Annotated in this window: 14 protein-coding genes and 1 pseudogene; 8 read left to right on the plus strand and 7 right to left on the minus strand. The window is 71.6% G+C overall.

The genetic code is table 11. The features are described from left to right. Nucleotides 1–42: 42 nt before the first annotated feature. A complete protein-coding gene (locus ACILR4_RS12010) occupies nucleotides 43–435 on the plus strand; it encodes a hypothetical protein (RefSeq protein ID WP_395701091.1) in 393 nt (130 codons plus the stop codon). Nucleotides 436–496: 61 nt separating this feature from the next. Here the strand turns inward: ACILR4_RS12010 and ACILR4_RS12015 are convergent, their stop codons facing one another. Continuing rightward, complete coding sequence (locus tag ACILR4_RS12015; RefSeq protein WP_395701092.1) at nucleotides 497–853, minus strand: hypothetical protein; 357 nt, start codon at nucleotides 851–853, stop codon at nucleotides 497–499. Then, complete coding sequence (locus tag ACILR4_RS12020) at nucleotides 850–1,272, minus strand: hypothetical protein (protein ID WP_395701093.1); 423 nt, start codon at nucleotides 1,270–1,272, stop codon at nucleotides 850–852. Before ACILR4_RS12020 ends, ACILR4_RS12015 begins: the two co-directional genes overlap by 4 nt. Nucleotides 1,273–1,493: 221 nt before the next feature. On the opposite strand from ACILR4_RS12020, the gene ACILR4_RS12025 reads away from it, so the two are divergent. From ACILR4_RS12025 to ACILR4_RS12050, 6 genes and pseudogenes are all read left to right on the plus strand, one after another. After that, entirely contained in the window at nucleotides 1,494–2,195 is a 702-nt protein-coding gene (locus tag ACILR4_RS12025) for a 2OG-Fe(II) oxygenase (protein WP_395701094.1), read from the plus strand. Beyond that, complete coding sequence (alkB, locus tag ACILR4_RS12030; RefSeq protein ID WP_395701095.1) at nucleotides 2,182–2,859, plus strand: DNA oxidative demethylase AlkB; 678 nt, start codon at nucleotides 2,182–2,184, stop codon at nucleotides 2,857–2,859. Before ACILR4_RS12025 ends, alkB begins: the two co-directional genes overlap by 14 nt. Then, nucleotides 2,856–3,947, plus strand: a complete 1,092-nt coding sequence (ada, locus tag ACILR4_RS12035) for a bifunctional DNA-binding transcriptional regulator/O6-methylguanine-DNA methyltransferase Ada (RefSeq protein ID WP_395701096.1) — start codon at nucleotides 2,856–2,858, stop codon at nucleotides 3,945–3,947. The genes alkB and ada overlap by 4 nt, the downstream gene beginning before the upstream one ends. After that, on the plus strand, nucleotides 3,947–4,507 hold the full coding sequence (locus ACILR4_RS12040) for a 2OG-Fe(II) oxygenase (protein WP_395701097.1): 561 nt from the start codon (nucleotides 3,947–3,949) through the stop codon (nucleotides 4,505–4,507). Before ada ends, ACILR4_RS12040 begins: the two co-directional genes overlap by 1 nt. Nucleotides 4,508–4,644: 137 nt before the next feature. Further along, entirely contained in the window at nucleotides 4,645–6,219 is a 1,575-nt protein-coding gene (locus ACILR4_RS12045; protein WP_395701098.1) for an AmpG family muropeptide MFS transporter, read from the plus strand. Nucleotides 6,220–6,729: 510 nt separating this feature from the next. Further along, a pseudogene (locus ACILR4_RS12050) lies at nucleotides 6,730–6,828 on the plus strand (M48 family metalloprotease); the annotation flags it as partial. Nucleotides 6,829–7,167: 339 nt separating this feature from the next. On the opposite strand, the gene ACILR4_RS12055 reads toward ACILR4_RS12050, so the two are convergent. From ACILR4_RS12055 to ACILR4_RS12075, 5 genes are all read right to left on the minus strand, one after another. Beyond that, nucleotides 7,168–7,461, minus strand: a complete 294-nt coding sequence (locus ACILR4_RS12055; protein WP_395701105.1) for a hypothetical protein — start codon at nucleotides 7,459–7,461, stop codon at nucleotides 7,168–7,170. A gap of 630 nt (nucleotides 7,462–8,091) precedes the next feature. Beyond that, on the minus strand, nucleotides 8,092–9,354 hold the full coding sequence (locus ACILR4_RS12060) for a hypothetical protein (RefSeq protein ID WP_395701099.1): 1,263 nt from the start codon (nucleotides 9,352–9,354) through the stop codon (nucleotides 8,092–8,094). 49 nt (nucleotides 9,355–9,403) lie between these two features. After that, on the minus strand, nucleotides 9,404–10,051 hold the full coding sequence (locus ACILR4_RS12065; RefSeq protein WP_395701100.1) for a Crp/Fnr family transcriptional regulator: 648 nt from the start codon (nucleotides 10,049–10,051) through the stop codon (nucleotides 9,404–9,406). Between the two features lie 46 nt (nucleotides 10,052–10,097). Beyond that, on the minus strand, nucleotides 10,098–10,901 hold the full coding sequence (locus tag ACILR4_RS12070) for a helix-turn-helix transcriptional regulator (protein ID WP_395701101.1): 804 nt from the start codon (nucleotides 10,899–10,901) through the stop codon (nucleotides 10,098–10,100). A gap of 139 nt (nucleotides 10,902–11,040) precedes the next feature. Continuing rightward, nucleotides 11,041–11,679, minus strand: coding sequence for an MBL fold metallo-hydrolase (locus tag ACILR4_RS12075; protein WP_395701102.1), 639 nt, complete (start codon nucleotides 11,677–11,679; stop codon nucleotides 11,041–11,043). A gap of 568 nt (nucleotides 11,680–12,247) precedes the next feature. On the opposite strand from ACILR4_RS12075, the gene ACILR4_RS12080 reads away from it, so the two are divergent. Next, nucleotides 12,248–13,492, plus strand: coding sequence for a D-alanyl-D-alanine carboxypeptidase family protein (locus ACILR4_RS12080; RefSeq protein WP_395701103.1), 1,245 nt, complete (start codon nucleotides 12,248–12,250; stop codon nucleotides 13,490–13,492). Nucleotides 13,493–13,573 lie beyond the last annotated feature (81 nt).

Here is a 13,573-nt window from a genome sequence, read left to right on the forward strand (position 1 = left end):
AGGCGCTCCCGCCATGGGGGCCGCCGCGCAAGGAGATGGCAGATGGGCGGCAGCAGTTCACCCTGGATCCCGGGCGTCAGCCCCGATCGGCGGCAAGGCGGTGACCGGCGCGTGCCGGTGTCCATCCTGTGCCAGGAAGCGCTGGCCGAGATCGTCGTCGAAACCCGCGGCGAAGACTCCTACGCCGGCCGTGCCCTGCACGAACTGCGCGCGCGCCGCGCCGCCGGCGAAGGCGGCAACGGCGAGCAGGAGCTGATCGTCTACTCGCTGCGCGGGCGCTGGATCGTCGGCACCGTGGCGCAGGTCCGCGCCGAGCTGGAGGCCGCGGCCAGCGCCGCCTGCCGCCGCGGCAAGCCGGTGGGCGAGAGCCTGCCGAGTCTGCTGGCGCAGGAGCTCGGCGCCGAGCTGCCGCCGCCCAGCCAGACGCCGCAGTAGCACCGGCACGGCGCGCTCAGGTCGCCGCCATGGCGCCCTGAGGGCCAAGCTCAAGGCCCGCTCAAGGCCCGCTGGCAGCGCGTGCGCGGAGCTTTTCTTCCAGCGCGGCGCGGAAGGCGGCGTTGCCATTCGGCTCGCCCACCTCGTAGCGGCGCTGTGCCGGCGCTGCGGCCGGCGTGGGCGGGGGGGCGCGCGGTGGCAGCGCGCCCGCCGCGCTGGCGGCAGGCGGCAGCGCCGCCGGCAACATCGCCACGGGCATGCTGGCCGGCGGCGCCGGCACGGGGGCCGGCGGCTCCGGGCGCGGGGCCGCGATCACCTTCACCGGCTCGTGCGGGCGCTCGGTGCAGGCCGCCAGTGAGGCCAGCGCGGCCAGCGCCGCCAGCGCCACCAAGCCCGGCAGCCGCCGCAGTGCGATCACAGCAGCTGCACCGACCCGCTGCCGCGCACGACCCAGTTGGCGTCGTACACCGTGCAGCCGCCGACATAGCCGCTGATGCGCGGGCAGGACACGGTGTAGCCGGCCAGTTGCAGCGTCAGGTTGAGGGTGCCGTCGTTGGCGGTGAACACGCTGCCGGTGACGCCGTAGACGCCGGGGTGGCAGTTCAGCGCGCCGTACACCACCAGGGCGTCGCTGCGCACCAGGTCGCCGGTGGCGTCGAGGACCAGCTGGTCGCAGCTCGTCAGGCCGTCGGCGTTGAAGGCGGTGAGCCAGACCAGGCCGCTGTAGGTGGTCGGCGTGCCGATGGCATTGGCCGCCTGGGCCCACGGGGCCGCCAGCAACGCGGCGGCGGCCACACCGGCCCAGGCCAGGCTCCAGGCTTGTTTCAGCTTCTTCATGCGTGCTCTCCATGGCGCGGCCCGCGGCGCGGGCCCCAGCAGCCTAACGCCGCGACCCGGCCCGGCGTTGGCAGGCCAAACGAAACAAGGCGCAGCGGCGCGCGGCCGGCCCGGAATTCGAGCGCAAGGATGGGAGTGCCGGCGGCACCCGGCCTGCCTAGACTGCCGCCATGCCGTTCCCGTTGCCATCCGCCTTGCCATCCCCCCGTTGGACGCCCATCATGACCGTTAGCGCCGCCCACCCGGACTGGGCGGCCGTCGAGCAGTCGCTGGACCGCCACGGCCACGCGGTGCTGCCCCGCCTGCTGGACCCGGCGCAGTGCGGTCAGCTGGCCGCGCTGTACGCACGCGACAGCGGCTTCCGTTCGACCGTGGTGATGGCCCGCCACGGCTTCGGCCGCGGCGAGTACAAGTACTTTGCCTACCCGCTGCCGCCACTGCTGGAGGATCTGCGCCATGCGCTGTACCCGCGGCTGGTGCCCCTGGCCAACCGCTGGCAGCAGGCGCTGGGCCTGGCCGGACGGTTTCCGGACACCCTGGCCGCCTTTCTGGCGCGCTGCCACCAGGCCGGGCAGGTCCGCCCGACGCCGCTGATCCTGGCCTACGGCCCCGGCGACCACAACTGCCTGCACCAGGACCTGTACGGCGAGCATGTGTTCCCGCTGCAGGTGGCGCTGCTGCTGTCGCGGCCCGGCGCGGATTTCTCCGGCGGCGAGTTCGTGATGACGCAGACCGACGCCGACGAACAGCGCGCCGAGGTCATCGCGTTGCAGCAGGGCGACGCGCTGGTGTTCGCCGTCCACCAGCGCCCGGTGCCGGGCCGGCGCGGCGGCCTGCGCCGGGCCGCGATGCGCCATGGCGTGAGCCGCGTGCACAGCGGCCGGCGCCACACGATCGGGCTGATCTTCCATGACGCGCGCTGAGGACCTGCACACGCGCGGCCTGTTCGAGGCCGAAGGCGCCCCGCCGGGCACCATCGAGCCGCTCGGCCCGTGCGCCGGCGTGCTGCGCGGCTTCGCGCTGGCCGAGGTCGACGCGCTGCTGGCCGGCATCGCCGCCATCGAGCAGGCCGCGCCGTGGCGCCACATGCAGGTGCCCGGCGGCCACACGATGTCGGTGGCGATGACCAACTGCGGCACCTGGGGCTGGACCAGCGACGCGCAGGGCTACCGCTACACCCGCGAAGACCCGCTCGGCGGCGCGCCTTGGCCGGCGCTGCCCGCGACCTTCCTGCGCCTGGCCCGGGCCGCGGCGCAGGCGGCCGGCTTCGCGGGCTTCGCGCCCGATGCCTGCCTGATCAACCGCTACCGGCCCGGCACGCGGCTGGGCCTGCACCAGGACCGCGACGAGCGCGACCTGGCCGCGCCGATCGTCTCGGTCTCGCTGGGCATGCCGGCCACCTTCCTGTTCGGCGGGCTCAAGCGCCGCGATCCCGTGCAGCGCGTGGCGCTGCGGCATGGCGATGTCGTGGTCTGGGGCGGCGAGGATCGCCTGCGTCATCACGGCGTGCTGCCGCTGGCGGACGTGCCGCATCCGGCGCTCGGCAGCCAGCGCCTGAACCTGAGCTTTCGCAGGGCCGGTCCATGAGCAGCCCCTCGTCCCGTCGACCCGCCGCCTACGCCAGCGACGAGCAGCGCTGGGCCGCCGTGCAGGCACGCGACGCGCGGGCCGACGGCCACTTCGTCTATGGCGTGCGCACCACCGGCGTGTACTGCCGCCCGAGCGCCGGCGCGCGCCTGCCGCGGCGCGAGAACGTCGAGTTCTTCGACGACGCGCTTGCCGCCCAGGCCGCCGGCTACCGCCCGAGCCAGCGCGCGGCCGGCGACCGCACCGCGCTGGCGGCGCAGCGCGCGGCGCTGGTGGCCCGCGCCTGCCGCCTGATCGAGCAGGCCGAAGCCCCGCCCGCGCTGGACACGCTGGCCGCGCAGCTGGGCTGCAGCCCGTTCCACTTTCACCGGGTGTTCAAGGCCGAGACCGGCCTGACGCCCAAGGCCTATGCCAGCGCGTTCCGCGCCCGCAAGCTGCGGGCGCAGCTGCGGTCGCCGAAGGCCGCCCGGAAAGGAAGCACCGTGACCGATGCGCTGTACGACGCCGGCTTCAATACCAGCAGCCGTTTCTACGCCGCCGCCGACCAGCTGCTGGGCATGCCGGCGCGCGCCTACCGCGCCGGCGGCCCGGACATGCGCATCCGCTTCGCGGTGGGCGAGTGCACGCTGGGCGCGATCCTGGTCGCGCAAAGCCAGCGCGGGCTGTGCGCCATCCTGCTGGGCGACGACCCGGGGCGGCTGGTCGAAGACCTGCAGGACCAGTTCCCGAAGGCGGAGCTGATCGGCGGCGACGCCGGCTTCGAGCAGCTGGTGGCGCTGGTGGTCGGCTTCGTCGAGGCACCGGCGCTGGGCCTGAACCTGCCGCTGGACGTGCAGGGCACCGCGTTCCAGGAACGCGTGTGGCAGGCGCTGCGCGAGATCCCGCCCGGCGCCACGGTCAGCTATGCGCAGGTGGCGGCGCGCATCGGCCAACCGCGGGCCGTGCGCGCGGTGGCCCAGGCCTGCGGCGCGAACCGGCTGGCGGTGGCCATTCCCTGCCACCGCGTGGTGCGGCGCAGCGGCGAGCTCTCGGGCTACCGCTGGGGCGTCGAGCGCAAGCGCGCGCTGCTCGAGCGCGAGGCCGGCTGATGCCCGACGTCGCCGAACAGGTCGCCGCGCTCGACTGGGCGGCCGTCACGCGGCAGCTGGACGACGAAGGCCACGCGCTGCTGCCCGGCCTGCTGCAGGACGCAGCCGCGCTGCCGGCGCTGCGCGATGCGCTGTACCCGCGGCTGCTGCCGATCGCCCACCGCTGGCAGGCGCTGCTCGGCGAGCCGCCCACGCCCTGGCCCGCGGCCTGCCCGCACCCTGCGCAGCCGATGACGAGCTGCCTGCGCGCCGGCGACTACCAGCCGCTGCACCAGCATGCCGGCGACCCGCAGGCCTTCCCGCTGCAGCTGCTGGCGCTGCTGAGCGAGCCCGGCCGCGACTTCGACGGCGGCGAATGCGTGCTGACCGAGCAGCGCCCGCGCCTGCAGTCGCGGCCGATCGTGCTGCCGCTGCGGCGTGGCGATATCGCGCTGATCGCGCTGGCGCAGCGCCCGCAGCGCGGCGCCGCCGGCCATTACCGCGTGAACCTGAAGCACGCCATCAGCCGCGTGCACCGCGGCGAGCGCCTGGGGCTCGAGCTGCTGTTCCACGCCGGCTGAGCGAACCGCCCGCGTGCACGCCCGGCCGGGGGCGCGCTCGGTGCGCCCTGTAGCATCGCCGCCTGGTCCTCGCCCCGCTTCCCGGTTCCCGCCCCCCATGTCCCTGTCCGCCCGCGCCGCGCCGCTGTACCGTTCGCTTGTTCGTCGTCGGCGTGCTGGGCTTCGCCTCCGGCCTGCCGCTGGCGCTGACCGGCCAGGCGCTGCAGGCCTGGCTCAGCGTCTCGGGGCTCGACGTGGCGACGATCGGCTTCCTCAGCCTGGTGGGCCTGCCCTACACCTTCAAGTTCCTGTGGGCGCCGCTGATGGACCGCTTCGAGCTGCTGCCCGCCCTGGGCCGGCGCCGCGGCTGGCTGGTGGCCACGCAGCTGGCGCTGGCCGGCACGCTGCTGGCGCTGGCGGCCACGCCGCCGCAGCATTCGCTGCAGCTGTTCGCGCTGCTGGCGCTGCTGACGGCCTTCGTCTCGGCCTCGCAGGACGTGGTGATCGACGCCTACGGCACCGACCTGCTGCCGCAGGCCGAGCGCGGCCTGGGCTCTTCGCTGAAGGTGCTGGGCTACCGGCTGGCGATGATCCTCTCCGGCGGCATTGAGCTGATCTGGACCGATGCGGTCACCGGCAGCGGCTGGACCTGGCCGCAGGTGTACCGGCTGATGGCGGGCATCATGGCCGGCACGGCGCTGTTCTCGGCGCTGGCGCTGCCGCGGCTGAAGACCGCCGCCGCCCCGCAGAGCGTGGCCCGGCACGACCTGGTCGGCTTCGCCGCGGTGCTGGCCGCTGCATTCGCAGGTTATCTCTTCACGCTCCAGCTGGCCACGCCGCTGGCCGGCTGGCTGCTGCGGCCGCTGCTGGCCGGCAGCGGGCTGGCCGCGGCGCTGCAGGCCCGCTGGATCGACCTGCTGGCGCTGGTCTTCGGCATCGCGTTCACCTTGCCGCTGGCCGGCTGGGCCGCGCGGCGCGCGCGCTTCGAAACGCTGCTGGGCGGCCTGGGCAGCTACTTCGCGCAGCCGGGCGCGGCGGCCTTCCTGCTGTTCATCGTGCTGTACATGCTGGGCGACGCCTTCGCCGGCGCGCTGATGACGCCCTTCCTGCTGCAGGCCATGGCCTTCAGCTCGGCCGAGGTGGGCGTGGTCAACAAGGTGATCGGGCTGTGGCTCACCATCGGCGGTGCACTGGTGGGCGGCGCGCTGATGCTGCGGCTGGGGCTGTGGCGCGCGCTGATGCTGTTCGGCGTGCTGCAGGCGGCGTCGAACCTGGGCTTCTGGTGGCTGGCCGCCTTCGGCAAGGGCAGCCTGCCCGGGCTGGTGATCCCGGCCTTCGACTGGGGCCTGGTCGCGCTGAAGCAGGCCGCGCCGGTGGACGGCGGGCTGCTGATGGTGGTGGCCTTCGAGAACCTCTCCGGCGGCATGGGCACCGCCGCCTTCGTCGCCTTCCTGATGGCGCTGACGCAGCAGCGCTTCACCGCCACGCAGTACGCGCTGCTCAGCGCCTTCGCGTCGGTGGGCCGCGTGGGTGGGGCCGATGGCCGGCGTGCTGGCCGAATCCATCGGCTGGCCCAGCTTCTTCATCGTCTCCACCGTGCTGGCGCTGCCGGCGCTGGCGATGCTGGCGCGGCTGAAGGCCAACGTGCAGCGGCTGGAGGTGGTGCCCGGCAGCGGCGCCGAGGACGACTGAGGGCGACGGAGGGCGACCAAGGGCACTGCAGCGGAACTTGACGCCGCAGGCAGAATCCTGCAAGCACAGACCACTGCGCCCCGCCTTGAACCCACCTGCGCCGAGAGATGACGACGCGACGCCCGCCGGCGCCGCCTGGGCGGCGCGCTGATCGGCAGCGGCCTGCTGGCCGCGCTGGGCAGCCCCGGCGCACTGCGCGGTGCAGCGGAATGCAAGCGCTGGCGCAAAGTGGTGTCGGCCGAGCAGATCGAGCAGAGCGCCTTCCAGCAGTACACCCAGATGGTCAGCCAGGCCGGCGGCCAGCGCGCGCTGCTCCCGGCCGAGCATCCGCAGGTCAGGCGGCTGCGCTACATCGCCGCGCCATCACCGACGGCTGCAACGACAGTGGCGCTGGAAGTCCCTGTTCGCGCCCGAATGCCTCCACCCGCGCCGACTGGCCATTCAGCAAGCTGCGACGATGCGAGGTGGCGATGATGATCGCCGCGCTGGAGCATGCGCGCCGCCCGCTGCACGCCCGGCGTCGCTGCTGGGCGGCGCCGCACGGTGCTGATATGCTGCGCTTCTCGCGCGACGACGAATCCGAAGCCGACGCCCTGGGGCTGGTGCTGGCGGCCAAGGCCGGCTACAACCCGCGCGCCGGCGTCACGCTGTGGAAGAAGATGCTGGCCGCCAACAAGGGCGCGCCGCCGCAGTGGCTGTCCACCCACCTTCGACGCCGACATGAGCCCGCCTGCCGCGGGTGGAACCGCTGTACGACCGCGCGGCCAAGCCGCCGCAGCGCTTCGGACCGCCGCCTGCCGCCTCCTGAACATCTTGCCCGCTGGGCGGGTCACGGCGGGATGCCCTGCAGCACCAGGTCGCAATGGCCACCAGACCATCCGGCGCAGCGAGCAGACCGGCGGGTTGTACACGTTCCAGCTATCAGAGGTAGGTCACGCAGAAGGCGTCGGTGTAGCAGAGCAGTCGGCCATCGGCCGTCATGGCCACGGTCACTGCGTAGTGCCCGTGACGGCGCGGCTCAAGGTCGCGGCGTCGAACTGGGCGCACGCATCGTTGAACACCCGCGTGCCCTCGGGATTGCAGGTCAGCGCCGCGTCGTAGCGGCTGCGCCGTTTACATCGAGGGTCCGCGCAGCGATGGACGTTGGCGCCCGATCCGCGATCGCCCGCCATCAGCTGCCGGCCGTCGGGGCTGGCCGCCAGCACCCCGGAGACGCCGGTCTTGCCAAGGTACTGGCCGCTCGGCGTGAAGGCATGGCCGTTGTCCAGCAACACCAGCTCCACCCCGTTGGGCCTGAGGACCAGCAGATGGTGCAGCGAGCCGCAGCTGGCCAGGTGGCCTGGGCCTTCATCGTCGCCAGGTCATAGACCCGCATGCCGGGCGGCAAGCCATCCGGCGTGAGACGACCATCTCGTAATAGTCCCGCACCGGGCATCCTTGGTGCCGGTGTGCGCGTCGTACACGGCGATCTCGACCTGGGAACACGACGATGGTGGCGAATGATCATGCTGCGCCACGAGGTCGGCCATCCCCCCGCGCTGCTGGAGCTCGGATCCATGCTCACCGACCTTGGCGCTGACCGAGGCTGCTGGTGCAGCCGCCGCCGGGCCGCCGGGAGCAGCGCGCCCCTTCGACACCGGTGCGCGCTGGGGTCACTCTTCAACCAACCGGCATCGCCATCCGCCGTCAAGCCCCTGGTTGTCGTCTGGCGCTGCTGGGCCTGGGCAACACCGGCAAACAGGCGGCGGCGCGGGGGTCTAAACACCATCGCATCGGCAGCGTCACCACGCGTTGACCTGGGCATTCACACCTGCGCTTCGCGCGACGATGCGCACACCCGTTTCGTCGAGCGCCGGCCCGGAAGCCGACGGCAAACCTGTCCTGGGCCTGGTGCGGTGGCTGGCCAAGGCCGGCTACAAACCTGGCGCGCCGGCGTCGCCGCTGTGGAAGGTCGATGTGCTGGCCGCCAACAAGGGCGCGCTGCCGCAGTGGTTGTCCACCCATTCCTCGATGCTGTGGCCGTTGACCGCGCTGAACTCCGGCGGCTGCGTGCTGACCCAGAAGGTCGACGGCGGCTGCACGTCGATGGACAGCGGCACCTGCACGCGCTGGCCATCGGCCGACGTCAGCTCGACGATGCTGTCGTACCGGCCTTGCGCCAGTGTGGCGGTCAGGTAGCTGACCGTGATGTTGGCCGTGCCCTGGCCGCTGGCGGTATTCACGCGCAGCCAGGGCGCGTTGGCGCTTGCCGACCACGCCAGGTCGTTGCCGTTGCCGGGACCACTGCCGGTGGCGGTGACGACGATCGCATTGTCCGGCGGCGCGCTGCCCTGGTAGACGACCTGCGGCTCCCAGCGTGCCGCCCGCGCCTCGAGCAGGGTCTGCACGACATGGAAGTCGTAGGGCATGCGCAGCGGCGAGCCGGCGTATTCGTCGGCACAGGCCGCGTCGTGGCACAGCTGGACCAGCAGCGTGCCCTGGTAGCGGCCGGGCGCCAGACTGGCCGCCGGCTGAACTTCGGCCCGGAACTGGCCATTGCCCAGGGACCGCAACGAGATGCCACTGCTCAGCACATGCTGGCTGTCGACGACATACACGAACAGCGTGTCGCCGGTGAATGCGGCGAGGTCCGTCGCCGTGGCCACGACCGGGAACACCGGCGCGCTGCCGCGCAGGTAGGTCCCCGACAGGCTCGACGGCACCAGGCTCAAGGCTGGCGGGACGCAGTCGGCCGGCAGCACGTCGCAATGAAAATCCTCGAGGGTCCCGACGCGCAGGATCTGCTGCTGCGTGAAGCCGCCGAGCGCGTACACCGAATCGCCTGCCACGGCCAGGTAGTTGCCGCTACCGGCGTAATAGCGGTAGGTGTAGCGGTCCCAGGTCTTCATCGGGGCCGACGGCGGGAACAGCGCAGGATAGGTGCGCTCGGCCCAGTCGAACAGGGCTGCTGCCGTCAGGGCCTGCACGTTCCGACGCGGCACATTCAACGCCCGCCGCTGCGTCGGGCCGGTGCCGGTTGACGGCAGCTGGCCCGGGCGCGACAGCTGCTCGGCGTCACGCCACACGGCCGGGTCACCCGCCGGCTCGCCGCTGCAAGCCGCGAGCAGCAGCGGAAACCAGAGCAGGGCCACCCGGGCCAGGCTGTGGTGCAGCCTGGCGGCGATCCAACGTGTCATTGATCCTCTCCCTCGTTGTCGCGGCGTCGTGGCGCCGCTTACCTGCAGTTCACCAGCGCGCCGGCAGCGGCTTGCGCAGGCGGATCAGCCCGTCGACCAGGTCGATGAACTGGCCGTTCTCCAGGTCCTTGAGCTGCCGGCTGACCATCTCGCGCGAAGCGCCGATGCGGTTGGCGATGTCCTTGTGCGTCAGCCGCTCGGGCACGATGCGCTGGCCTTCCGGCGCCTCGACGGCCAGGCGGTCGAGCAGCAGCTTGAGCCGGCCGTAGACGTCGTTGAGCGCCAGCTGCCGCGCGCCCAGGGTGGCCTGGCGGGCGCGGCGGATCACCTTGGCCAGCAGCTCGAAGGCGAACTGCGGGTGCTCGGCGATGAAGTTTTCCAGCGTGCGCCGCGTCACCACCGCGCAGGTGCTGGCCTCCATCGTGATGACACTGGCCGAGCGCGGGCCGCCGTCCAGGCTCATCTCGCCCAGGTACTCGCCGCGGCCGTAGACGCCGTAGGTGATCTCGCGGTCGCGCTCGCCGGCGCTGAAGGCGCGCAGCCGGCCGCTCAGGATGATGAACAGCGTGTCGCCCAGGTCACCCTCCTGGATCAGCAGCGTGCCTTTGCGGTAGCGGCGGATCTGGCCGCGCGACACCAGCTCGCGCAGGGTGTCGGGCCAGTCGGCCAGGTCGGGGTTCGGATCGGTGGCGGTCATCGGGCGGCGCCGGCCGCTCGATGGCCGGGACCGCCGATGCTAATGCCTACATCGGCGCCAGGCGCGGCGCCGGCCGCGCGCCCAGCGCCGCCGGGTTGGGCGTGAAGCTGGCCGCCGCGCCGGCCATGCCGCCGCCCAGGCCGTGCAGCGCGCTGACCAGCGGCGGCAGCATCGCCACCTGGCGCACCAGCGCGCGGATGCTGGCGCTGCCGGTCTTGGCGCGGATGCTGCCGATCTGCGTGCGGATGGTGGCCAGCCCCACGCCCTGGCGCTGCGCGATCTGCTGCGGCGTGAGGTCGGCGCACAGGCCCTTGACGACCGCCGTCTCGGCCATCGTCAGCGAATGCGCGCGGGCGAACCAGTCGACCGTCAGCTCCTCGCACATGCGGCGCTTGCCCAGCACCACCACCACGCCATGCTGCGCGTCGCCCGGCAGCGCGGGCAGCGGCACCACCGCCACGGTGACGCGCTGCTCGCCTTCGCCCAGCTTCAGCAGCCGGCGCAGGCCGCGCTGGCAGGCGCCGGCCAGCGCGTCGCGCAGCAGCACGGCGTCGTGCGGCTGGCGGCCGCGCAGCTCACCCCCGGCCAGCAGCAGCGGGTGGGTGTCGTCCAGGTCGCGCCGCGCCGCGCGGTTGGCATGCGTCACGCGGCTCTCGTCGCTGAGCAGCAGCATGCCGTAGTCGACCTCGTCGACCATCTGCGCCATGCGGCGCATCTGCAAGGTGGCTGCGGCGTTGCGCCGCTCCGGGCCGCTGTAGTAGCCGCGCTCGCGCAGCAGCGGCAGCGCGCCGGCCGGATCGAAACCGAGGCCGGGATGCGGGCGGGAGGATTCGAGCGGGGTGTACATCATGCTTGCTCCGGTGGCCCGGCCCTGCACCACGATGCACAGGCCCGGGATGCGGCAAGCATAGGCAGCCGGCATGCCGCGGCCGCGTGAATCCGGCGTCCGCCTTTTGTGCGTTATTCACCTGCCCCGCAGGCGCCGCGCGTCAGGTACCGCCGACGTAGGGATTGCTGCGCCGCTCGCGGCCGAAGCTGCTTTCCGGGCCGTGGCCGGGAATGAAGACGGTGTCGTCGCCCATCGGCCACAGGCGCTGGGTGATGCTGTCGATCAAGGTCTGCTGGTCGCCGCCGGGGAAGTCGGTGCGGCCGACGCTGCCGGCGAACAGCACGTCGCCGACGAAGGCGCGCCGGGCCTCGGCGCTGTGGAACACCACGTGGCCCGGCGTGTGGCCCGGGCAATGGCGCACGGCCAGCGTGCTGCGGCCCACCTGCACCGTGTCGCCGTCGTGCAGCCAGCGCGTCGGCACGAAGGGCTCGGCCGGCGCGAAGCGGAACATCTGCGCCTGATGCGCCAGGCCGTCGATCCAGAACTGGTCGTCCGGATGCGGGCCGATGATCGGCAGCCCCAGCTCGCGCGCCAGCGTGCCGGTGCCGCCGGCATGGTCGATGTGCGCATGCGTCAGCAGGATCTGCTTGAGCGTGACGCCCAGCCGATTGGCTTCGGCCAGCAGCCGCGGCAGGTCGCCGCCGGGGTCGATGACGGCGCCTTCCATCGTCTCGTCGCACCAGACGATGGAGCAGTTCTGCTGGAAGGGGGTGACGGGGACAGTCGAGTAACGCAGCATGGTAGGCGTGGTATTTCCAAACTCTGTGTCGGGAGATGGGGCGCTGTGCCGACGATCATCGCGAAGGCCGACCCGCGTGGACTCGGGCGGCGCACGAAGGACGAGCAAGTCAGCGGGCATGGGCAAGGAACCGTAGGGCCCGAGACGCACCGATCCGACGAAGGATACAGCCGCTGGTTCCTGAGGGCGCCTTCCACCACCATCGCTGCGGCCGGCTCGCGGCTTGGAGCCCTCATCCGAGGTGGCTGCAGTGCAGCGTTTGGAGCCGGTCGCCACCGGAGCGCGAACTCACGATCAGAGCCATCAAGCTGACATTCAGGTCGGGCGCCTCGTCGCCGCAGGGCGATCACTCACTGCACACTCAAGAAACTTATTTGATCCAGCGTCCGAGTGAACGAGGCGGAGCCGCCCGAGGCGGTAGCCGATCTGGCACCCTATGCAACTGCGGACATGGGATTGAAGTTGGTGGACGGTGCGATGCCAAGCTCGAAAAGATGGTCACGACCCCGTATCAAGTTGTCGGCCTATCATGCTGCGAGCTATCGCTTTCCTGAAGAAGCACCTTCCGATGACCCCCCGTTTCTCCTCCGCAACATTGCTTCATTTCGTCCTTGCAAGCGCGATCCTTGTCGCGGTGCCTGTTGCGGCCGTCAGCGCGCAGCATCACAAGCCGCGCGCAGCGGTTCACAAGCACAAGCCGGCAACCTCCGGCGAACCCGCGACGGCCACCGACGCTAACGGCGTGCCGGTACTTGCCAGTAAGGCCTGGGTGCTGATGGACTTCAACACCGGGCAGGTGCTGGCTTCTTCCAACCCGGACGAGCCCCTGCCGCCCGCGTCGCTGACCAAGATGATGACCAGCTACCTCGTGGAGCAGGGGCTGAAGAGCGGCAAGCTGAAGCCCAACGAACCCGTCACCATGAGCCTCAGCGCCTGGTGCCGCGGCGGCAAGGAGGGCGACAGCTGCATGTTCGTTCCCCTCAACGCGCAAGCATCCCTGATGGACATGCTTCGCGGGGTTGTCATCGACAGCGGGAACGACGCCTCCAAGGCATTGGCCGAGCACGTCGGCGGCTCGGAAGCCGGCTTCGTGGCGAAGATGAATGCCGAAGCCGCGAAGCTGGGAATGACCCATACCCATTTCGCGAACGCGGCCGGGCTGCCGGACCCCAACAACAAGGCCTCGGCACGCGACTTGGCCGTGCTGGCGCAAGCAATCATCCGCAATAGCGCCGACTACTACCCCATCTATTCGGAGCGTGAGTTCACCTACAACGGCATCAAGCAAGGCAATCGCAATGCGCTGCTGTACACGGACCCCACGGTCGACGGACTCAAGACCGGGCATACCGAGGAAGCCGGCTACTGCCTGGCCGCTTCGGCAAAGCGAAACGGCATGCGCCTGATTTCAGTCATCATGAACACCAGCAGCGCGCAAGCCCGGGCGGACCAGACCCGCGTGCTGTTCAACTGGGGCTTCAGCAACTTCGAGGAAGCGACTCCCGCGCAGGCCGGCGCGACGCTGACGAACGCCAAGGTCCTGTACGGCGTGGCACCCACGGTTGCTGCAGGCATCGACCAGGCATGGACGTTGGTGGTGCCGAAGGGGCAGGGCGCCGCCGTCAAGGCTTCGATCTCGATGAATCCTGAACTTGAGGCGCCGATTTCGAAGGGCGCCGTGATCGGCAAGATCGTCGCGATAGCCAACGGCAAGCAAATTGGAGAGGCCCCCATCATTGCGCTCGCTGCCGTCGAACGCGCCGGATTCTTCGAGCGAATGCGTCAACGCGTCGCGGGCTGGTTCTCGAAGTAACGCGCCGGCTGATACTCAACGCCACTGTTGGAAGCGGTCGTTGGCGATGTCAGTTCATGGCCGATCGGCGCCCGTCATCAC

The sequence above is a fragment of the Aquabacterium sp. genome, assembly GCF_044226965.1.
Lineage (GTDB): Bacteria > Pseudomonadota > Gammaproteobacteria > Burkholderiales > Burkholderiaceae_C > Pseudaquabacterium.

What these genes read in the sequence shown, in the direction of transcription:
- ACILR4_RS12010 (WP_395701091.1), top strand. Translation starts at nt 43, where the DNA reads ATGGGCGGCAGCAGTTCACCCTGGATCCCGGGCGTCAGCCCCGATCGG.
- ACILR4_RS12020 (WP_395701093.1), bottom strand. Translation starts at nt 1,272, where the DNA reads ATGAAGAAGCTGAAACAAGCCTGGAGCCTGGCCTGGGCCGGTGTGGCC.
- ACILR4_RS12025 (WP_395701094.1), top strand. Translation starts at nt 1,494, where the DNA reads ATGACCGTTAGCGCCGCCCACCCGGACTGGGCGGCCGTCGAGCAGTCG.
- alkB (WP_395701095.1), top strand. Translation starts at nt 2,182, where the DNA reads ATGACGCGCGCTGAGGACCTGCACACGCGCGGCCTGTTCGAGGCCGAA.
- ada (WP_395701096.1), top strand. Translation starts at nt 2,856, where the DNA reads ATGAGCAGCCCCTCGTCCCGTCGACCCGCCGCCTACGCCAGCGACGAG.
- ACILR4_RS12040 (WP_395701097.1), top strand. Translation starts at nt 3,947, where the DNA reads ATGCCCGACGTCGCCGAACAGGTCGCCGCGCTCGACTGGGCGGCCGTC.
- ACILR4_RS12060 (WP_395701099.1), bottom strand. Translation starts at nt 9,354, where the DNA reads ATGACACGTTGGATCGCCGCCAGGCTGCACCACAGCCTGGCCCGGGTG.
- ACILR4_RS12065 (WP_395701100.1), bottom strand. Translation starts at nt 10,051, where the DNA reads ATGACCGCCACCGATCCGAACCCCGACCTGGCCGACTGGCCCGACACC.
- ACILR4_RS12070 (WP_395701101.1), bottom strand. Translation starts at nt 10,901, where the DNA reads ATGATGTACACCCCGCTCGAATCCTCCCGCCCGCATCCCGGCCTCGGT.
- ACILR4_RS12075 (WP_395701102.1), bottom strand. Translation starts at nt 11,679, where the DNA reads ATGCTGCGTTACTCGACTGTCCCCGTCACCCCCTTCCAGCAGAACTGC.
- ACILR4_RS12080 (WP_395701103.1), top strand. Translation starts at nt 12,248, where the DNA reads ATGACCCCCCGTTTCTCCTCCGCAACATTGCTTCATTTCGTCCTTGCA.